This window comes from uncultured Ellagibacter sp., from assembly GCF_934643285.1.
Taxonomy (GTDB): Bacteria; Actinomycetota; Coriobacteriia; order Coriobacteriales; family Eggerthellaceae; genus Ellagibacter.
The window spans coordinates 208,212-228,847 of sequence record NZ_CAKUBT010000002.1; the positions used below are offsets into that span (position 1 = coordinate 208,212).

Annotated in this window: 17 protein-coding genes; 15 read left to right on the forward strand and 2 right to left on the reverse strand. The window is 63.1% G+C overall.

From position 1 onward, the window contains the following. Positions 1-29 precede the first annotated feature (29 nt). The 4 genes from Q0I65_RS02380 (at position 30) to Q0I65_RS02395 (ending at position 4,973) form a co-directional block, all read left to right on the forward strand. Positions 30-650 carry a leucine-rich repeat domain-containing protein gene (locus tag Q0I65_RS02380; RefSeq protein ID WP_296059350.1) on the forward strand — a complete coding sequence of 207 codons (621 nt, stop codon included), beginning with the start codon at positions 30-32 and terminating at the stop codon, positions 648-650. After that, positions 638-3,082, forward strand: coding sequence for a molybdopterin-dependent oxidoreductase (locus Q0I65_RS02385; RefSeq protein WP_296059352.1), 2,445 nt, complete (start codon positions 638-640; stop codon positions 3,080-3,082). The genes Q0I65_RS02380 and Q0I65_RS02385 overlap by 13 nt, the downstream gene beginning before the upstream one ends. A gap of 223 nt (positions 3,083-3,305) precedes the next feature. Then, positions 3,306-4,328 carry a hydrogenase expression/formation protein HypE gene (hypE, locus tag Q0I65_RS02390; protein ID WP_366513205.1) on the forward strand — a complete coding sequence of 341 codons (1,023 nt, stop codon included), beginning with the start codon at positions 3,306-3,308 and terminating at the stop codon, positions 4,326-4,328. A 456-nt stretch (positions 4,329-4,784) separates the two neighbouring features. Continuing rightward, positions 4,785-4,973, forward strand: coding sequence for a 4Fe-4S binding protein (locus Q0I65_RS02395; protein ID WP_158049141.1), 189 nt, complete (start codon positions 4,785-4,787; stop codon positions 4,971-4,973). A 73-nt stretch (positions 4,974-5,046) separates the two neighbouring features. On the opposite strand, the gene pdxT is transcribed toward Q0I65_RS02395, so the two are convergent. Together pdxT and pdxS are read right to left on the reverse strand one after the other, a co-directional pair. Then, on the reverse strand, positions 5,047-5,667 hold the full coding sequence (gene pdxT / locus Q0I65_RS02400; protein ID WP_296059357.1) for a pyridoxal 5'-phosphate synthase glutaminase subunit PdxT: 621 nt from the start codon (positions 5,665-5,667) through the stop codon (positions 5,047-5,049). Between the two features lie 40 nt (positions 5,668-5,707). Next, positions 5,708-6,598 carry a pyridoxal 5'-phosphate synthase lyase subunit PdxS gene (pdxS, locus tag Q0I65_RS02405; RefSeq protein ID WP_296059360.1) on the reverse strand — a complete coding sequence of 297 codons (891 nt, stop codon included), beginning with the start codon at positions 6,596-6,598 and terminating at the stop codon, positions 5,708-5,710. A gap of 129 nt (positions 6,599-6,727) precedes the next feature. Here pdxS and Q0I65_RS02410 point away from each other — a divergent pair, with 129 nt between their 5' ends. The 11 genes from Q0I65_RS02410 (at position 6,728) to rsgA (ending at position 20,634) form a co-directional block, all read left to right on the forward strand. Continuing rightward, a complete protein-coding gene (locus Q0I65_RS02410; RefSeq protein ID WP_296059362.1) occupies positions 6,728-8,140 on the forward strand; it encodes a PLP-dependent aminotransferase family protein in 1,413 nt (470 codons plus the stop codon). Positions 8,141-8,488: 348 nt separating this feature from the next. After that, positions 8,489-9,469 (forward strand): hypothetical protein, encoded by a 981-nt coding sequence (locus Q0I65_RS02415; RefSeq protein ID WP_296059365.1) that lies wholly within the window; start codon positions 8,489-8,491, stop codon positions 9,467-9,469. Positions 9,470-10,198: 729 nt separating this feature from the next. Then, positions 10,199-12,127, forward strand: a complete 1,929-nt coding sequence (gene dnaK / locus Q0I65_RS02420) for a molecular chaperone DnaK (RefSeq protein WP_296059370.1) — start codon at positions 10,199-10,201, stop codon at positions 12,125-12,127. Positions 12,128-12,132: 5 nt separating this feature from the next. After that, on the forward strand, positions 12,133-12,894 hold the full coding sequence (locus Q0I65_RS02425) for a nucleotide exchange factor GrpE (protein WP_296059373.1): 762 nt from the start codon (positions 12,133-12,135) through the stop codon (positions 12,892-12,894). A gap of 63 nt (positions 12,895-12,957) precedes the next feature. Beyond that, positions 12,958-13,902, forward strand: a complete 945-nt coding sequence (locus Q0I65_RS02430) for a DnaJ C-terminal domain-containing protein (RefSeq protein ID WP_296059376.1) — start codon at positions 12,958-12,960, stop codon at positions 13,900-13,902. Further along, on the forward strand, positions 13,902-14,300 hold the full coding sequence (locus Q0I65_RS02435; protein WP_296059378.1) for a helix-turn-helix transcriptional regulator: 399 nt from the start codon (positions 13,902-13,904) through the stop codon (positions 14,298-14,300). The genes Q0I65_RS02430 and Q0I65_RS02435 overlap by 1 nt, the downstream gene beginning before the upstream one ends. Positions 14,301-14,336: 36 nt before the next feature. Further along, positions 14,337-17,024 (forward strand): ATP-dependent chaperone ClpB, encoded by a 2,688-nt coding sequence (gene clpB / locus Q0I65_RS02440; protein ID WP_296059381.1) that lies wholly within the window; start codon positions 14,337-14,339, stop codon positions 17,022-17,024. Between the two features lie 205 nt (positions 17,025-17,229). After that, on the forward strand, positions 17,230-17,367 hold the full coding sequence (locus Q0I65_RS02445; RefSeq protein ID WP_296059383.1) for a hypothetical protein: 138 nt from the start codon (positions 17,230-17,232) through the stop codon (positions 17,365-17,367). A 4-nt stretch (positions 17,368-17,371) separates the two neighbouring features. Beyond that, positions 17,372-18,892: a potassium transporter TrkG gene (locus tag Q0I65_RS02450; RefSeq protein WP_296059385.1), complete on the forward strand. Its 1,521-nt coding sequence runs from the start codon at positions 17,372-17,374 to the stop codon at positions 18,890-18,892. A gap of 11 nt (positions 18,893-18,903) precedes the next feature. Further along, a complete protein-coding gene (locus tag Q0I65_RS02455) occupies positions 18,904-19,506 on the forward strand; it encodes a hydrolase (protein ID WP_296059388.1) in 603 nt (200 codons plus the stop codon). A 9-nt stretch (positions 19,507-19,515) separates the two neighbouring features. Further along, the gene (gene rsgA, locus Q0I65_RS02460) at positions 19,516-20,634 is read left to right on the forward strand and encodes a ribosome small subunit-dependent GTPase A (RefSeq protein WP_296059391.1); all 1,119 of its coding nucleotides are present in this window, start codon (positions 19,516-19,518) and stop codon (positions 20,632-20,634) included. The last annotated feature ends 2 nt before the right edge of the window (positions 20,635-20,636 follow it).

Genomic DNA, 20,636 nt, shown 5'->3' on the forward strand with positions numbered 1-20,636 from the left:
GTGCGTGGCTTTTCGGGTAAGATGGCCGCATGGAATCATTCGAACTGACATTGACGCATTATTCAGGCGATGGGGAAAGCGTCGTCGTGCCGGAAGGCGTGACGGTTATTGCTCATCGTGCGTTCGCGAACAACGGTTCCGTGCGCGAGGTCTTGCTGCCCGAGGGCGTCATGGAGGTGGCGAGCCAAGCGTTCGGCTCATGCGTGCATTTGCGGCGCGTCTCGCTTCCAGGCTCGCTTGAGGTGCTCGGCCCCGCCGCGTTCCGTGGATGTCGCGAACTGCGGGAGATCAGCCTTCCAAAGAAGGTGAAGACCATCTCTGAGCAGGTGTTTCTTCGTTGCTTCCATTTAGAGGAGGCCGTCTTGCCCGAAGGGCTTGAGGTGATCGAGAACGAGGCGTTCCGCAAATGCGGCGATCTTCGGTCGATCGACCTCCCGTCAACCGTGAACTGGATCGGCGAGCGATGCTTCAAAGACTGCGCCTCGCTTGAGGAGGTAACGCTGCCTGCGGGGGTGCGCTCGCTTGAATCCGAGGTATTCGCGGGGTGCGCGAGCTTGCGGGCGGTTCGCTCGGCTTGCGCGCTCGACTACATCGCGCCCGACGCGTTCGACGGCTGCGCAGCGATCGAGGTGCGCCCATGGACCGAGTGATCCCGTCGGCGTGCCAGGGGTGCCTGTCGAACTGCCCCGTGCTTGTCACGGTGGAAGGCGGCCGCGCGGTGAGGGTTCGCGGCAACGCGGCGAGCGCGGCGACGGGCGGCAGCGCGTGCCCAGCCCTCGCGATCACGCTCGAGCAGGAATACGACCCCGACCGCGTGTCGACGCCGTTGCGCCGCCGCAATCCCCGAAAGGGCCGCGGGGTGGATCCCCGGTTCGAGCCCGTGACGTGGGACGAGGCCCTCGATGAGCTTGCCGATAGGATGATGACCTTGCGTCGCGCGGGGCATCCGGAGCGATTTGCGCTTGCGAAGGGGCGCTCGACCGGCATCAACGAGGTGCTGACGCGCGTCCTCCCCGAGATTTACGGCACGCCGAACAGCTTCAACCATGATTCCATCTGCGCCGATGCTGAGAAGCTGGCGACCGGCGTGATGGATGGGGCATACGACTACCATGATTACGATTGGGAGCATCTGGAGTGCGCCATCCTGTGGGGTGCCGACCCTATCGCCTCGAACCGCCAGAAGGCGCACGCCAGGCGCGCCCTTCCCGAGGCGCTGCGTCGCGGTGCGGCGGTTTACGTCGTCGACCCTCGCCGCTCGATGACGGCCGAGCTCGTCGAGAAGGAGACGCGCTCCGACGCAGGTTGCTGGGTCCCCGTTGCTCCCGGAACCGACGGTGCCCTTGCGTCCGCGATTGCCCGCGTGATTCTCGCCGAGGGGCTTTGGAACCGCGACTATGTCGGCGATTTCGAGGGCGCAGAGAACCTCTTCGCCGAGGCGGCCCAGCTCAAAGGCGGGGTTGACGAGGGCTCATTCCAGGAACGGTTCACGCACGGTGTTTGCGCGTGGTGGAACGAGGAGCTTTTCGACAAGACGCCCGAGTGGGCCGAAGCGGAGACGGGAGTTCCCGCGTCCGCTATCGTGCAGATGGCGCGCATGTTCGCGGGGGCTGGCCAGCATGCGGTGTCGTGGATTTCTCCCGGTGTCGCCATGTCGGCTCGCGGCCTCTACTCGGGGATGGCTTGCTATGCGCTCAACGGCCTCGTCGGGTCTGTCGGGGCGGAAGGCGGCGTGCTCGTCTTCCCCTCGCTTCCCATCGAAAAACTCCCCAGCACCGAGCCGTACCGCGACGAGATTGCGCGCCGCGCATGCTCGCTGCCTCGCGTTGATGTTCCCCAGCGGGCTGACTTCCTGTGCGCCAAGGCGGGCTGCGCGCATCGCGCCCCGGTCACGAACCTAATCCCCGAGGCCATCGAGGGCGGTCGCGTCGACACGCTCGTCGCCTACTGGTGCAACTTCCCGTTTTCGTGCGCGGGAGCCAAGCGGTGGGAGCGCGCGCTCGAAAAGCTCCCGTTCCTCGTGCACGTGACGACCCATATCTCGGAGATGTCCCAGTATGCGGACATCGTGCTGCCAGCATGCCACCATCTTTTCGAGACGTGGGGGTTCGCGCGCTGCCGCCAGAACAAGCGCTCGTCGGTTGTGCTCGAGCAGCCGTGCGTGAAGGCTTTGGGCGAGTCGCGCAACGACGAGGCGGGCCTCGCCTTCGCATTGGCCGAAAAGCTTGCCGACCGCGGCTTTCCTGCAGTGCTCGACTACTTTCAACGCGAGTGCGCAGACTCGTGTTCAGGCGTTTCCCCGGCATCGGGGGAGGAACTTGCGGAAAGCGCGCTCAAGATGATGACCTCTCGGATGTGGGACTCTGACGAGTTGGATGCCCCGGATGACGCCTGGCGGGACTTCCTCGCGAAGGGCTTTTGGGAGACTGCCCCCGCGTTCGGCCGCCAAGAGGGCGAGGTCCCTTCGCCTCTTTCCACGCCGACGGGGCGATTCGAGTTCGAGAGCGGTGCGCTTTGCCGCGCGTTCGAAGAACACGCTCGGCGTTTCGGGGTTGCTCCTGAAGAGGTTGCGGTGGCGCTTGGGTATGAGGCGCGGGGGCGCAAGAGCCTTGTGCCGCATTACGAACCGCCTGTTCGCAAGGGGGACGAGTGCGAATTCCCCTTCGTGTTCTCCCAGCATCGCTCGATTGTCAACTTGGAAGGCCGATCGGCGAACGCTCCGCTCTACCACAAGCTGAAGAGGCTCGATCCCGGGGATGAGCCGGGGGCTGACGTCGTGAAGATCCACCCGAGTGACATGGAGCGCCTTGGCCTTCGCTCGGGCGATGAGGTGCGCATATTGTCGCCCGAGGGCTCGATCGTCGTGCGCGCGAAGGCGTGGGACGGGACGCGCCCGGGCGTGGTCGTGAAGTGCTATGGGCAGGGCCATTGGGCGTATGGCCAGGTGGCGGCATGCGATTTCGGGCGGGGCATCCCGCGCGGAGGCAATAACAACGAGATCATCCCGCCTGAATGGGAGCGGGCGAGCGGCGCGACGGCGCGCCACGGAGGCCTCACCCGCGTGCGCATCGAGCGCGCGTAGGCGAATAGGGCTTCGGCGCGCTGTCTTCCCATTGCTGCCAGAGCGGCCGAATTGCAGACAACGCACTTTCATCGGGCCGACCCTTCTCCCGCTCCTGTTGTTTACCTGCCAACGCGTCGGCGGGTCGTGCTCTCGTCCTGCGTTCTGGCGTATGATGGGGCAAATAGACGATTTCCCCGTGCTCGACAAGCGCGACGCGGGCGACGAAGACAAGGGAGTCCTCATGGACGAGAAAGTGATGCTCGGGCACGGCAGCGGCGGATCGATGATGAAGCGCATCATCGACGAGGTGTTCTACGAGGCGTACGGCAACGACGAGCTTTTACAGGGCAACGACGCGGCAGTGCTGCCGGCGCCTAAGCCTGGCGAGCGGTTGGCGTTCTCAACCGACAGCTTCGTCGTGACCCCCCAGTTCTTCCCCGGCGGCGACATCGGGCGGCTCGCGATTTGCGGCACGGTGAACGATGTTGCCACCTCAGGTGCGCGCCCGCTGTATCTGAGCTGCGGTTTTATCCTTGAAGAGGGTTATCCCATGGCTGACTTGAAGCGCATTTGCTCCACGATGGCGGAAACGGCGCGCGAGGCGGGAGTGCGCTTGGTCACGGGCGACACGAAAGTGGTGAACCGCGGTCACGGTGACGGTGCGTTCATCAACACCGCGGGCGTGGGTGCGGTGCCCGAAGGGGTGAACCTGGGCGGCGAGCAGTGCAAGCCGGGCGACAAGGTGCTCGTCAGCGGCACATTGGGCGATCACGGCATCACCATCATGAGCTGCCGCGAGGGCTTGAGCTTCTCGGCCGACCTGCAAAGCGACGCCGCGCCGCTGAACCACCTGATCGCCGGTGTTCTTGCTGCCGCGCCGAACACGCGCTGCTTCCGCGACCCGACGCGCGGCGGTTTGGCGTCGACGCTCAACGAGTTCGCCGATCAGGCACAGGTAGACATCACCATCGAGGAGGACTCCGTGCCCGTGAAAGACGCGGTGCACGGCGCATGTGAGATGCTCGGCTACGACGTGCTCCAGGTGGCGAACGAGGGCAAGATGGTTTGCGTTGTCCCCGCTGACGAGGCGGATGCCGCGCTTCGGGCCATGCGCGCGAACAAGTACGGAGCCGATGCGGCGATCATCGGCGAAGTGGGCGAGATGCAGCCCGAGCGCGGGCCGAAGGTGTACCTGCGCACGGCTTTCGGCGGCAAGCGCATTCTCGACATGCTGGTGGGCGAGCAGCTCCCGCGCATCTGCTAGTAGGCCCTTGCTGGCAGGCTCTTTCCGTCAGTCTTTTATCGGCGACCCCCGTAGTGCCTTGCTTGCTAGCCTTCGCTAGCGGGCCGGGCCCTTGTCGGCGGGCTCTTTCTGGCGAACCCCCCTGCGGACTCTTGTCGGCGAGCCTCCGCTGCCGAGCTCCTTTGGCGAGCCCCACAAGCGAACCCGTCCTCCGGCGATCCTCAAGCGGGATGGAGCAGTTCGCCCCATAATGGGGAATAATCATCGGACGCGCCGCGAGACGTGTCCGATTTTGCCCGAGACATTTTGACGTCTTGGCATCAATTCGCGCCGCACCCTGAAAAACGCTCGATTTCCCTTGCATTTAACGGCTGCAATGGTATCTTTTCGGGCAGTAGTTTCCCGAGCGTGCGGTGGTCAGCCGCGAGAGGGCGCCGGGATTCGCTTTCATCTGAATGAGACGAGAAGGAGTTTGACATGGCTCACCCGGTTATTGATGCAGATGAGTGCATCGGCTGCGGCATTTGCGTTGACGCCTGCCCGCAGGAGGTTCTCGAGGTCGTCAACGGCGTTGCGGCTCCCGTGAACGAGGACAACTGCATCGCATGCGGCGATTGCGTCGAGGAGTGCCCGATGGGCGCTATCCCCGAGGTTGTCGAGGAATAAACCTCGCAGACAAAGCGAGAAAAGGCCGGCTGTCCATCGGGCAGCCGGCCTTTCTGTTTGCGGGACGTCCCTCCTACTCGATGATGCTCACGAACAGCTCGTGAATCCTCAGGTCATCGTCGAGTTCGGGGTGGAAGGCTACACCGATCTGGTTTTCAGCCCTCACGGCGACAATGCGTCCGTCGACCGTGGCGAGCGGGGTTGCGCCCTCGTGGACTTCGGCGATGTAGGGCGCGCGGATAAACGTCATGGGAACGTCGCCCTCGATGCCCGAAAACGGTGCTTCTGTGTGGAAGCTGCCCAGCTGACGCCCGTAGGCGTTTCGTCGCACAGTTACGGGCAGCGTCCCGAAAGCGCCTGGCGCGACGTCTCCTCCGACCACTTCCGCTGCAGGGTCGCCCGCGGCAGGAATGCCCTCCTCGACAGTTTGCGCGAGCAGGATGAGCCCCGCGCAGGTGCCCATGACGGGCATGCCGTCCGCAATGCGGCGGTGCAGCTCGTCGATCATGCCAAGCTCGCGCAGGAGCTTCGCCTGCACCGTGCTCTCGCCTCCTGGCAATACAAGCGCGTCGAAAGACTGGCGGACGTCGGGCCCTTGCCGCAGTTCCACGCATTCGCATCCCAGCTTCGAAAGCGCCCGCTCATGCTCGATAAACGCCCCTTGAACAGCCAGGACGGCTACTTTCTTTCCCATATGCAAACCTTTCAGGCGATATCGGCGTTCGCGCAGGCGCCTATTTGCCGCGCTCGGCCATGAGCAGGGCGATCTCGTTCTCGTTGATGCCGACCATCGCTTCGCCAAGATCCTCGGACAACTCGGCGATGAGCTTGGCGTCGGTGTAGTTCGCCACGGCCTTCACGATGGCCTGCGCGCGCTTGGCGGGGTTGCCTGACTTGAAGATGCCCGATCCCACGAACACGCCCTCGGCGCCGAGCTGCATCATGAGCGCGGCGTCTGCAGGGGTCGCCACGCCGCCGGCGGCGAAGTTCACGACGGGCAGCTTGCCGTTTTCGTGCACGTACTTCACGAGGTCGACGGGCACCTGCAGCTGTTTGGCCGCCTCGAACAGCTCGTCTGCGCGCAGGTTCTGGATGCGGCGGATCTCGGCGTTCATCATGCGCATGTGGCGCACGGCCTGAACGACGTCGCCCGTGCCCGGCTCGCCCTTCGTGCGGATCATCGTGGCGCCCTCGGCGATGCGGCGCAGCGCCTCGCCCAAGTCGCGCGCGCCGCACACAAATGGCACGTTGAACTGGGTTTTGTCGATGTGGTAGGTGTCGTCGGCGGGGGAGAGCACTTCGGATTCATCGATGTAGTCGATGTCGATGGCCTGCAGCACCTGCGCCTCGACGAAATGCCCGATGCGGCACTTCGCCATGACGGGAATGGACACCGCCTTCTGGATCCCCTTGATCATCTTCGGGTCGCTCATGCGGGACACGCCGCCCGCCGCGCGGATGTCGGCGGGGATGCGCTCGAGCGCCATAACGGCGCAGGCTCCGGCCTCTTCGGCGATGTGCGCCTGCTCAGGCGTGGTGACGTCCATGATGACGCCGCCCTTGAGCATCTGCGCGAGCTGGCGATTCAGCGCGACGCGCTCTGCTGCGGTTTGCGATTCGGTCATTTCCTACTCCTTCTGTCGGTATGTAATAGTTTGGAATCATACGTCGGGCTTGAACCTGTTAACATGGTCAAATTGCGAGTAATAAATAAGACCAGATTGAGGCGAGAGCGAGAAATGCTGTCTTACGACATGAGTGAGCGAGGGAACGCGAGCCGTTACGACTACCTTTATCGGCGCATCCGCCACGATATCGCCCATGGGAACATCTTGCCCGACGAGAAGCTTCCCTCCAAGCGGGCTCTCGCGCGCAACCTCGGCGTGAGCGTGATCACGGTCGAGGCTGCCTACGCCCAGCTCATCGCAGAAGGCTATGTGCGCGCGGAGGAGCGCAGGGGCTACTTTGCGTGCGAGCTTTCCCCCGTTGCGCGCGGAGGGCGGCGCGAAGGGGCGCGATTGCGCGGGGATGCGGGGCGCGCCGGCGCCCCCGAGGGCAACCTGACGACTCCCGCCTTGTCGTCGGCGTCGGCGGCCACGGCGTCGGCGGCGACGACGTTCTTCCCCTATCAAACGTGGGCGCGCGTGATGCGCCGGACGCTCACGGAGGAGTCCTCGGCAACGCTCGCGGAGGCCGCCCTCGGTGCCGGCTCCCCGCGTCTGCGCCAGGCAATCGCCGCCTACCTGCGCGAATATCGCGGCATGGACGTGCCCGCCGAGCGCATCGTCGTCGCCGCGGGGTCGCAGACGCTCTATCAGCTGATAATCCAGCTGCTCGGGCGCGATCGGGGCTTCGCGACAGAATCCCCGGGATATCCGCTGCTCGAGCGCATGTATGAGGCCCAGGGCGTGCACTGCGCGAGCATCCCGCTTGCGGCGGGCGGCATCGATGTCGCTGCATTGCGGGGGAGCGGTGCGAGTGTGGCGCACGTGATGCCCGCGCACCAATTCCCGACGGGGGTCGTCATGTCCGCGGCTCATCGACGCGACCTGCTCAACTGGTCGCGAGCGGATGAGGCTGCGTTTGCCGGGGCGAAGGGCGGCGAGCACTGTGGCCGCTTCATCGTCGAGGACGACTACGACGCGGAGTTCCGCATGTCGGGGCGCCCGATTGCGCCGCTTGCGAGCGTCGATGTGGCGGGGCGCGTCATCTACCTGAACTCGTTCACGAAAAGCCTTGGCGCTGCCTTCCGCATTGCCTACATGGTCCTCCCCGAGGATCTCGCTGCACAATTCGAGCTCAACCTGGGATTTTACTCGAATACGGTTAGCCCGCTCGAGCAACTCGCCCTCGCGCGATTCATCGAGAAGGGGCACTACGAGCGCCACGTCAACCGTTTGCGCACCCACGCGAAGCGAACGCAGGATGCGGTGGTCGAAAAGCTGAAGACGGATTGCGCGAGCGGCAGCTTGGCCTTTACGGGACTCGACGGCGGTTTTCACTTTTCGGTGCGTTTGGAGGCGAAGGGCACGCTTTCTTACGCCGACGTGGAGCGCGATTTCCTAAGGTCAGCCCATGAGTGCGGCGTCCGTGTCTCCGCCATCGACGAGGTGGGTCGCTACCTGGTCAACTATGAGCAAGCTATTGTTCAAGGCGGCCTACGGTAAACATGTTCGGCGCCAGGCGGTTTGCGGCGTGTGAGCTCGATGTCGACCGACGATTTGACTTATCAAATTCTGACAGCCTCGCTCAACGCAGGAATCCCGCAGCATCGAATCATCTGCATTCAGGCCCCCGACCTGCCAAGACTCAAGTTTTCGGGGCGTTGCTTCGACGGGCGGTTTTAGGCTTTGGGTGCTTTCGGAATCTGTGTTGAATGGCTGCCAGGTTTTTGCCGATTTTCATTCGGCTTCGCAAGGGGAAAATGACAGATTCCAGTGACATATTGGGCGCATTGCCGCCGAATAACTTGCGCGCGAGCAGGGACAAACGACAGTGCATCTCGAAAGAATCAGGTGCTAGCCTGCTTTTCCATGGGAGTTATTCTCGCCGACATATCCGCATTCGAATACTGGCGCCGTTTCGAGGGTCCGATTGACCTGTGCCGAAAGGCGCCGGTCGGCCTGGCGTCGGCAAAGGCGAGGGATACGTATCGCCCCTGTTCATCCGAAATCGGCGAGTTGACTCAACGTGGCTTCGCGTTTCTGTCGAGCCCAGTGCGCATCATGGTTCCCGACGCGGCGATGCGTTTGCGAAACGAGAACGTCGTCAACCATGTGTGCTCGGCTGCAATACTTCGCAGCGAGCTTATCGTCGCTGGTCATGGCATATACGTTGCATCCCCGCGACTTTGCCTCGCCCAGCTCGCTTCGCGTCTTTTGCGCCCTCGAGTAGCACGTGCCGCATTCGAGTTGTGCGGATCGTATCGCGAGGAGGCGGACGGGCTTCGCGAGGCCCTGCCCCTCGTGTCCCCAGAGTCGCTTCGAACGCTGCCCGCTTCGCTCAGGCGCGTGAGAGGGTCTGCTGCGCTCGGGGCAACTGCGAAGTACGTTTTGCCCGGGTCCGCCTCGCCGATGGAGTCGGCTCTCGTTGTCCTGTTGTGCTTCCCGAGCGAATTCGGGGGATACGAGTTCCCCCCTCCCGTCCTCAACAAGCGTATCGACGTGGGCTCTTCCATTCGCGACGTGACGCGAAACAGCTATTTCAAGCCCGATCTTTACTGGCCCGAAGCGAGGCTTGCCGTGGAGTACGACAGCAAACAATTCCACTCGAATCCCGATAAGATCGCCGCCGACGCAGCCCGCCGCAATGCGCTTCTCCATATGGGGATCGAAGTGGTGACGGTGAGCGCTGACCAGGTTATGAATGCGGCTCGATTCGACGAGGTCGCGAAAATCATCGGGCGGCGTATAGGAAAGAGAATGCGGTATCGGGGTAAAGCTATGGCGGATAAGCGCTATCGACTTCGCAGGGATTTGCTTGACCTCCACTTCTGATTAGCTGCTTTCGACGGGTTTGAGCTGGTTGAAATTGCAAAACCTCAAAAAGTGGTAACGAATCCGCGTTATGCGCATTCATCCTAGGGCCCACCGCGGGGTCTAAGGTTATCTCGTACGAGTTAGTCCACAAATCAATATTAGTTGTGGCAAAACGAAAGGCTGTTTCGCCTGTAAGCTCTTGCCAACGCACGTTCGAGTGCGCATAACGCGGATTCGTGACCACTTTTTCGTTTTCGAGCGTTTGGACGATTGATTTTGCGCTTGACTCAATCCTGCCTCTTAGTGGAATCTGCGGCTTCTCGGTTGAGCTTGCGATTCCTTGGCGTTTCCGGGCGGTTTGGGGCGCGTGCTTTCGCATGGTTGCTCGCTTCGGCTGCTGCACGACCCCATGGCTTGCGATTCCGGTCAACCTCACGGCTCCTCAATGCATCTTTGCGAGGCAATCCAGCCACCTTGAGCCTTCCCGACTTAGATTTCATATGCGTCATCTTCATAATTCCTGCATGCCAGAATTTGCGTTTGCGCAGGTCAATCGTTTGAGCATTACTTTGGCAAAAAACCTCAGCGAAATTTAGAAGCAAACTTGACAGTATCGCACTTAGATTTTATAGTATGCATTATCGAACGGGTAGGTCGATAGGACGGCTGCGAAAACTCGGAGCAGCTCTTCTGAAAGCCTTCCTCTCGAAACCACGGTAACTATCTCTACAAAGGAGAGGAAACATAATGTCTAAGATTCTCGGTATTGACTTGGGCACCACGAACTCGGCAATGGCAGTCATGGAAGGCAGCGAGCCTGAGATCCTCGTGAACGCCGAAGGCGATCGCACCACCCCGTCGGTCGAGGGCTTCCGCAAGGACGGCGAGCGCGTCGTCGGCAAGGCCGCGAAGAACCAGGCAGTCACCAACCCGGAGAACACGGTTTCTTCCGTCAAGCGTTTCATCGGCCGCTCCTTCAACGAGACGAAGGCTGAGCAGGCCAAGGTGAGCTACAAGGTTGAGGCGGGCAAGGACGGCCGCACGGTCATCGACATCGAGGGCAAGACCTACACCCCCGAGGAAATCTCGGCAATGGTGCTCCAGAAGCTGAAGACCGACGCAGAAAAGCAGGTCGGCAGCCCCATCACCCAGGCCGTCATCACCGTGCCCGCGTACTTCAACGATGCGCAGCGCCAGGCGACGAAGGACGCTGGCAAGATCGCCGGCCTCGAAGTGCTCCGTATCATCAACGAGCCGACGGCAGCTGCTTTGGCCTACGGTCTCGATAAGACCAACAAGGACGAGAAGATCCTCGTGTTCGACCTCGGCGGCGGCACCTTCGACGTCTCTATCTTGGAGCTCGGCGACGGCGTCTTCGAGGTTGCTGCAACCGCTGGCGACAACCAGCTCGGCGGCGACGACTGGGATCATCGCGTCATCGATTGGCTGGCCGACAAGTTCGCAGCTGACAACGGCGGCATCGACCTGCGCAAGGACAAGATGGCCCTGCAGCGTTTGAAGGAAGCTGCCGAGAAGGCGAAGATGGAGCTCTCCTCCACCACGCAGGCAAACGTCAACCTGCCCTTCATCACGGCGGACGCCTCCGGCCCGAAGCACCTTGACTACACGCTTACCCGCGCGGAGTTCGAGCGCATCACCAAGGATTTGCTCGACCGCTGCCGCAAGCCTGTTGAACAGGCGCTTCGCGACGCAAGCATGTCCCAGGGCGACATCGACGAGGTCATCCTCGTCGGTGGCTCCACCCGTATGCCGGCCGTTCAGGAACTCGTGAAGACCATGACGGGCAAGCAGCCGAATATGTCGGTGAACCCCGACGAGGTCGTTGCTATGGGCGCGGCTGTTCAGGGCGGCGTGCTCGCCGGCGACGTCGAGGGCATCCTGCTTCTCGACGTGACCCCGCTGTCCCTGGGTGTTGAGACCATGGGCGGCATCATGACCAAGATGATCGACCGCAACACCACCATCCCGACCCGCAAGACTGAGGTCTACTCCACCGCCGCCGACAACCAGACGTCTGTGGAAATCCACGTCCTGCAGGGCGAGCGCCAAATGGCGAACGACAACAAGACGCTCGGCCGCTTCCAGCTCTCTGGCATCCCGGCTGCTCGTCGCGGCGTTCCGCAAATCGAAGTCACCTTCGACATCGACGCGAACGGCATCGTGAACGTTTCCGCTAAGGACCTGGGCACGGGCAAGCAGCAGCAGATCACCATTTCCGGCTCCACCGCGCTTTCCGACGACGAAGTCGACCGCATGGTGAAGGACGCCGAGACGCATGCCGCCGAGGACGCTCAGCGCAAGGAAGAGATCGAGACGCGCAACAACGCCGACTCTCTGGTGAACGCGACGCAGCAGACCCTCGACGAGCTGGGCGATAAGGCTCCGGCCGACGCGAAGGCCGCTGCCGAGTCCGCTATCGCCGAGGCGAAGAGCGCGCTTGAGGGCACCGACATCGAGGCCATCAAGGCCGCGGTGGAGAAGCTCCAGCAGGCCGGCTACAAACTCGCCGAGGTCGTGTACTCGCAGAACGGCGGCGATCCCGCGGCTGCGGCGGCTGCAGCGGCCGGTGCCCAGGGCGGCGCGGCTCCTGCCGACGACGACACGATCGAAGCTGACTACGAAGTCGTCGACGACGACAAGAAAGAAGGCAAGTAATCGCTATGGCGAAATCTGGAAAGGACGACGCCGTGAGTATTCCCATCGATGATGCCAACACGGGCGCAGAGGCTCCCTCCTCCTCCCCAACCTGCGCCAACGATAGCGCCACCGCGGCCGATGCGAAGTTGGCTGCGGAGGGCGCTGCCGCCGAAGCGCTAGAGGCGGAAGTGCTCGAAGGCGAGCCCGAAGAGGCGGAAAAGCCCGCCGAGGACGCTGAGGACGCCGAGGGCGAGAAGCCTGCCGATGACGCGAAGGCCGAAGCCGAGAAGGCTGCCGCCGAGCTTGCCGCCGCGAAGGCCGAGGCTGCCGAGTGGAAAGACAAGTTCATGCGCCTTCACGCCGAGTGGGACACCTACCGCAGGCGCACGAACGAGCAGCGCGAAGCTGAGAAGGTCCGCGCCGCGGAGAAGCTGGTCACGAGCCTGCTTCCCGTGATCGACGATTTCGAGCGCACGATTGACTACGCTGAGAAGAACGGCGAGGGCGAGCTGCTCGGAGGCGTCCGCGCGGTGCACTCCAAGTTCGTCGGCGTGCTCGAGAAGGACGGTGTGGAAGTGATCGACCCGGCTGGTGAGGCGTTCGATGCGTTGGAGGCTCAGGCGGTCGCGACCGTTCCCGACACGGAGGCGTTCGACGAGACGGTCCATGAGGTGTACCAAAAAGGGTACCGCCTTGGGGCGAAGGTCATCAGGCCCGCTATGGTTACGGTAACCACCGGCGGTCCGAAGCGACCCAAGCCCGAAGAGGACGAAACCGAAGAGTAATTCATGGGGGCGGGCGCGTGAGTCCGCCCTCGTTTTTCAAGTGAGAAAGGCAGGTGGTCGTGTATGCCGGCAACTCCGGATTACTACAAAACGCTGGGCGTTCCGCGCACGGCGTCCACCGATGAGATAAAGAAGGCGTTTCGCAAGCTCGCGCGCAAGCACCATCCCGACGCGGGCGGCGACGAGGCCAAGTTCAAGGAGCTCAACGAAGCCTACGAAGTGCTCTCCGACGACAAGAAGCGCAAGCTCTACGACCAGTACGGCACGGCGAACGAGAATCAGATTCCGCGCGGCTGGGGCGGCGGCCAAGGCGTGAACGTCGAGGACATCTTCGGCGGCATGGGCGGCGCCGGCAGCTGGGCCGACATCCTGGAAAGTATCCGCCGCGGCGAGGGCGCCTTCGGTACGGAATGGGATTTCGGCAACTTCGGCGGCGGTGGACACCGTGGTCCGCGCCCCCAGAAGGGCAAGGACATGAACGTCACCTTGAACGTGACGTTTGACGAGGCATTCGGCGGCACCGAGAAGCGCGTGACCGTTCGCATCCCCGGCAAGGATGCCCCCGAAACCTTCACGGTGAAGGTTCCCGCGGGCGCCGTTGACGGCGGCAGGCTTCGTTTTCGCGGCAAGGGCGGCTTGGGCACGAGCGGCGGCGAGGCGGGAGACCTGCTCATCACCACCAAGATCGAGCCCCATCCCTACTTCTCGCGCGACGGCGCCGACGTGCTCGTCGACGTGCCGGTCACCGTGGCGGAAGCGGCGCTCGGAGCAAGCGTCGTCATCCCTGCGCCGGACGGCACGAAGGTGCGCGTGAAGGTTCCCGCCGGAACGCAGAGCGACACGAAGCTCACGGTTCGCGGCAAGGGCGCGCCGCGAGTGAAGGGACAGGGTTCGGGCGACCTGAAGATCAGGGTAATCGTTAAGGTCCCCGAGCATTTGAACGAAGGACAACGTAGGGCCCTGGAGGAATTCCAGGCAGCAACGACCGAGGACGTGAGGACATGGTAATGAACGACCGCAACAGACCCCTGTACATGATCAGCGTGGCAGCGGAGCTTGCGGGAGTGCATCCTCAGACGCTGCGCGCGTACGAGCAGAAAGGCCTCGTCACGCCGCAGAGAACGAGCGGCAACACCCGCATGTACTCGCAGGCCGACATCGAGCGACTCGGGCTCATCAACGAGCTCACCAACGAGGGCATCAACCTCGCGGGTGTGACGCGCATCCTCGATCTGCAAGGTCGCCTGGACGCCCGCGACGAGGAAATCGATGACCTGCACAAGCGCGTGCGCCGCTTGGCCGACCGCGTGCATGAGCTCGAGACGCGCGAGAGCGTGAACTCGCTCGTGCAAAACGACGTCGGCGGCGTCACCCCGGGCGCCATCGTCTTACGGCGCCTCTCTTAAATGGCAAACCATCTCCTTGTGAAGGAGGCTTAGATTATGAGGTTAGACAAACTTGCAATCACCGCCCAGGAGGCGTTCCAGAACTCCATGGGTGTGGCGAGCGATGCCGAATCGGCGGTCATCCAGCCGATTCACCTGCTGAAGGCATTGCTCGATGCCGACGAGAACAACCTCGCGGCAATCATCAAGCGCATCGGCGCCGATCCGGTGCAGCTCGGGCGCAACGTGAACGAAGAGGTCGAGCGCGGCCCGAAGTCGCAGGGCGGCATGCCCATGCCGATGCCGGGCAACGACCTCATGAAGACGATCGACAACGCGGTGAAAGCGGCCGAGAAGCTCGGCGACAGCTACGCCACAAGCGAGCACCTGCTCATCGCGCTTTCGGAGGACAAGGGCGCGGCCGGGCGCATCCTGAACAGCGCGGGCATTACGCGCAAGAACATCGAAGCGGCCTACGAGGAGCTCCGCGGAGACACGCGCGTGACCGATCAGCAGGAGAAAGCCCAGTTCGAGGCCTTGGAACAGTACGGCCAGAACCTCACCCAGCAGGCGCGCGAGGGCAAGCTCGACCCGGTGATCGGCCGCTCTGAGGAAATCCGCCGCACCATCCAGGTGCTTTCCCGCCGCACCAAGAACAACCCGGTGCTCATCGGCGAGCCGGGCACGGGCAAGACGGCCATCGTCGAGGGGCTCGCTCAGCGCATCGTCGCAGGTGATGTGCCTTCCAGCCTGAAGGACCGCGACATCGTGTCGCTCGACTTGGGCGCGATGATGGCGGGTGCTAAGTACCGCGGCGAGTTCGAGGACCGCTTGAAGGCGGTGCTGCGCGAGGTGAAGCAGTCTGAGGGCAAGGTCATCCTGTTCATCGACGAGCTGCACACCATCGTGGGCGCCGGCTCCTCGGGCGACAGCACGCTCGATGCGGGCAACATGCTCAAGCCTGCGCTCGCGCGCGGCGAGCTTCACGCCATCGGTGCGACGACGCTTGACGAGTACCGCAAGTACGTTGAGAAGGACAAGGCGCTTGCCCGTCGTTTCCAGCCGGTCACGATCGGCGAGCCGACGGTGGAGGACACCATCGCCATCCTGCGCGGCTTGAAGGAAAAGTACGAGATTCACCATGGCGTGCGCATCACCGACGGTGCCATCGTCGCCGCCGCGGAGCTTTCCGACCGCTACATCTCCGACCGCTTCCTCCCCGATAAGGCGATTGACCTGATGGACGAGGCGGCGAGCCGTTTGCGCATCGAGATCGACTCGATGCCCGAAGAGGTCGACATGGCCGAACGCAAGCTCACCCAGATGCAGATCGAAGAGCAGGCGCTCATGAAGGAGAGCGACGAGGCCTCGAAGGAGCGCTTGGAGGCGCTGCGTCGCGACATCGCGAACGCGCAAGAGGACCTCGACCGTCGCAAGGCCGAATGGCGCAACGAGAAAGACGTCATCGAGAACGTGCAGACGCTCAAGGCCGACCTGGAAAGCGCCCAGGCCGAAGAGGAGCGCGTCACGCGCGAGGGCGACCTTTCACGCGCTTCTGAGCTGCGCTATTCCACCATTCCCGAGCTGCAGCAGCGCTTGAAGACGGCGGAGGAGACGCTTGTCGGCAAGCAGAAGGACGGCGCGATCTTGAAGGAGGAGGTCTCCGAAGACGAGATCGCCGAGGTGGTGTCCGCGTGGACGGGCATCCCGGTCCAGAAGATGATGCAGGGCGAGATGGAGAAGCTCGCCGACTTGGAAGACAAGCTGCATGAGCGCGTCGTCGGTCAGGACGAAGCCGTGCATGCGGTGGCGGGCGCCATTCGCCGCAACCGCGCGGGGCTTTCCGACCCGAACCGTCCGGTGGGCAGCTTCATGTTCTTAGGCCCCACGGGCGTGGGCAAGACCGAGCTCGCCAAGGCGCTTGCCGAGTACCTGTTCGATTCCGAGAAGGCCATGGTGCGCATCGACATGTCCGAGTACATGGAGAAGTTCAGCGTCCAGCGCCTGATCGGTGCCCCTCCGGGATACGTGGGCTACGACGAGGGTGGCCAGCTCACCGAGGCCGTGCGCCGCAAGCCCTACTCGGTCGTGCTGCTCGACGAAATCGAGAAGGCGCACCCGGATGTGTTCAACGTGCTTCTGCAGGTGCTCGACGACGGTCGCCTGACGGACGGCCAGGGGCGTGTGGTCAGTTTCAAGAACGCCATCATCATCATGACGAGCAACATCGCCAGCCAAGAGATTCGCGACTTCGCGAAGGAAAACGAGTCGATGGGCGAGATGATGGAAGGCATGATGAAGGCCGACGTGGCCACTGCGTCGAAGAAGCTCGCCGAGTTCACGAACAGGATTCAGGATTCGCTGCGCGCGACGTTCAAGCCCGAGTTCCTGAACCGTATCGACGACATCATCACGTTCAAGCCGCTGTCGATCGAATCGATGGAGCCTATCGTGAAGCTCCAGCTCGAAGACGTGCGTCGTCGCTTGGCCGACCGCCACGTGTCGCTCGACGTGACGCCCGCGGCGCTCGAACATCTCTCGATCGACGGCTTCGACCCGGTGTACGGTGCTCGTCCGCTAAAGCGTTTGATCCAGCGCGAAGTGGTCGACCGCATCGCCGACGCGGCTGTTCGCGGCAAGCTGCTCGACCGCAGCCATGTGCTGATCGACATCGACGACACCGCGGGGGACTACACCTGCCGCGTCGAGGCGCCGCTCGATTTGGACGCCCTGCCTTTGGAGTAAGGCTCGAGAGCAGATATGACTATCGAACCCGCCAAGTTGCGAGAAGCAGCTTGGCGGGTTTCTTTGCGCGTATAAGCATGTTCCCTGCGTCGGTTTTAGCGCCCGCAAGCCGCGGGGCACTGGCTTTTGACCGCTCTTGGGGCGCTATGGGACAACCCGTCGCGCCCGACGTGCCTTTTTCAGTAAATGTACTAGAATATGCCCCATGCAAAAGTCATGGTCTGACATACGCGAATCCATCACGACGCCCCTCATGGGCTTTGCGATCGTCGTGTTGTTCCTTGTGTGCCTCCTCCTTGCGATGGTGGTCCTGGTCAGCATCGCCCGCGTGCTGATGGGGTAGTAGCATGTGGCAGAGGTTCTCGCTTTACGACCTGCGCGTTATCGGACACTACCTCGGTACGCTCACCCAGCTCTTTGCGGCGCTCATGGCGGTGCCGTTCATAACGGCGCTCGTGTTCCAGGAATGGGAACCCGCTGAACGCTACCTGCTGGGCATCGGCATCGCGCTCGTCGTCGGCACGCTGTTGCAGTTCCTGCGCATCGAGCCTGGTCGCTTGGGACGTCGCCAGGCGCTTGCGGTCACAGGCTTCGCGTGGATCGTGCTCGCATTCTTCGCGTCGGTCCCGCTTTTTCTCTCTGGGCACTACGCCACCTATATGGATGCGCTTTTCGACGGCGTCTCGGGCCTTACGACGACAGGCGCCACCGTCGCGCTCGATATCGACCACTTCTCCAACGCGGACAACATGTTCCGCTTCATGATGCACCTGGTCGGCGGTTTGGGACTTATCGTCGTCGCGCTCTCGCTCGGCATCTTCGGCAAGCGCTCGGGCTCGTCGCTCTACACCGCCGAGGGCCGAAGCGAGCACGTGGTGCCCAACGTCGTCCAGACGACGCAGCTTATTTTGCGCATCTCGCTCGTCATCATCTTCATCGCTGCGGTGGTGCTCGCTGCGCTGTGCATGTCGATCGGCATGGAACCGGCTCGCGCCGTGCTTCATTCGCTCTGGCTGGCCATCACCGCGTTCAACACCGGCGGCTTCGCGCCGATGGCCGAAAGCGTCTCCTACTACAATTCGATCCCCATCGAGGCGTTCCTCATGCTGCTCATGATCTTGGGCTCTGTGAGCTTCGTTATCCACGCCGAGGTGTGGAAGGGGCGCCTGCAGTCGTTTTTCGGCGACATTGAGATTCGCACGATGATCATCTGGCTGCTGGTGATGACGGTCGTCGTTGCGGCGTCTCTTTCGGCGAGCGCGCTGTTCTCTGACCTGCCTGCGATGATTCGCCGCGGCCTGTTCATGGTGGTGTCGGCGTTTTCGACCACTGGGCTCCAAAACGTCACGACCAACCAGCTCACGACGGTGTTCTCGTCGGGCGCCTTCCTTGCGCTCGCGCTGATCACGGCTGTTGGCGGCTCGGCGGGATCGACTGCGGGCGGTGTGAAGCTCTACCGTGTGGGCATCATTTTCAAGTCTATCGTCTCCACGGTGAAAGAGGCGGTGTCTCCCTCGTCTGCTCGCGTTGTCGTTTCCTATAACCACCTGGGACGACGCGTTCTCACTTCCGATGCCGTGAAGGAGGCGATGACCGTGTTCGTGCTCTTCGTGATTACGTACTCGGTCGGCGCACTCGTGGGCATCGCGCACGGATACGAGGCGTCGCAGGCCATTATGGAATCGGTCGCCATGACGTCGAACGGCGGCGTCATCACCGGCATCGTGACGCCTGGCATGTCTCCTTCCCTTGAGACGTTCTACATCTTCCAGATGTGGGCGGGCCGTCTTGAGTTCGTCACGCTGCTCGCCGTTTTGGCCGAGATCGTTGTGTCGTTGGTGCCCCGAAAGAGGGGGCGGCGCCAATGAGCGGACTCGATATGACAATGCGGTCCTCGCTTTCCCGTCGTGCGCTGCTAGCTGCGCTCGCGGTGGCGTTTTGCCTGTTCACATGCGCGCCCGCCATCGCCTTCGCGGACGACAGCGATGACGAAGACGATTCCAACCTGATAAACCCCCAGCAGCGGCCCGATTCGTCGTTCATCTACGACTCGTCGATCATCGATCTGTCGAACGCCGACTCCTACTACGATAAGCAGACCGTGCAGATTACCGGCGAGGTTGTGGGAGACATCATCGACGCGCGCGACGGCATGGTGTGGGTCACGCTCTCTGAGGCCTCGAACTCGAGCAACGCGTCGGTTGCGGTGTTGATGACGCGCGAGTCCGCGTCGCATATCGATACGCTCGGCCGCTATGGCGCCACGGGGACGATGCTGCAGGTTCGCGGCGTGTTCCACCTCGCCTGCCCCGAGGACCAGGGGCTAAGCGACGTGCACGCGACGAGCGTCGCCGTGGTCACGAAGGGCTCGCATCATGCCAACGAGTTCCGTCCTGAGGCGTTTGCGGTTGGCGCTGCTCTCACCGTCGTCGGGTTTGCTCTCATGGGACTGTTCCGCTACCTGCGGGAACGCCAGCGTTAGGGGGAGTTGTTGGAAGAAACGGTTGCTACCGGGTGCGTCGTCAAGCTCGACCGCGGGTTTCCCTTGGTGCGCCTTGAGGACGGGCGGGAGCTTCGCTGCAAGCACGCGACGTCGCTCGTGAAGGGCGAGCGCGTTCGCGCGGTGATTGGCGACAGGGTGCGCGTTTCGTTTGCCGAGCGCAACGACAAGGCGCTCATCGTCGAGGTGCTTCCCCGCACCCGCGAGCTCGTGCGGAAAGACCCCACCGAGCGAGCCGTTCCCCAGGTGCTTGCCGCCAACTTCGATCGCGTTGTCGTGACGCAGCCTTCGACGGAAGTGAATATGCGCAGGTTGGAGCGCGAGCTGGTGCTCGCCCACGAAACGGGCGCTGCCGTGTCCGTCGTGCTCACCAAAGCCGATCTCGCCGAAAGCGAGGACGAGGTCGTGCGTGTCCGCGAGCGCGTACTGGCGCTTGTCGGCGCGGACGTGGAGACGCTCGTCGTGTCGGAGGCGATGCCCGAAAGCGTCGAGGCTGTGCGCGCGCTCGTGCCCGAGGGGACGACGGCTGTGCTCATCGGGCGAAGCGGCGTGGGCAAATCGAGCCTGGTCAACCTCCTTGTTGGGCGCGATGTACAAGAGACGGGGACGGTGCGCGAGACCGATGGCGCGGGCCGTCACACCACGGTGAGCCGTGAGATGGTGGCCATTCCCCACGGCGGCTACGTGGTCGATATGCCGGGCGTGCGCGGGCTTGGCCTGTGGGATGCTGATGCAGGTATCGGCGTCGCCTTCGCCGACGTGGAGGAACTTGCCGAACAGTGTCGCTTCCGCGACTGCAAACACGAGAACGAACCCGGTTGCGCCGTTCGCGCCGCCGTCGAGCGCGGTGATCTTGCGCGCGAACGCTTCGAGTCCTACGTTTCGTTGAAGCGCGAGACCGAGGTCGTTCGCGAGCGTCGCGAGCAGGCGCGATGGATGCAGCGTGAGCAGGCCCAGGGGGGCTCGCGCGGTTCCCATCGTTCGGGCAGCGCGGCGGGAACGGGTGGCAGCGCGGGCGGGCGGAAGACGTCGGCAGCCTCGTCGAAGATGCGTCGCAACAAGTCGGGCCGAGGCGGCGGCGGCTCGAGCTGGCGCAAATACGGCCAGTAACG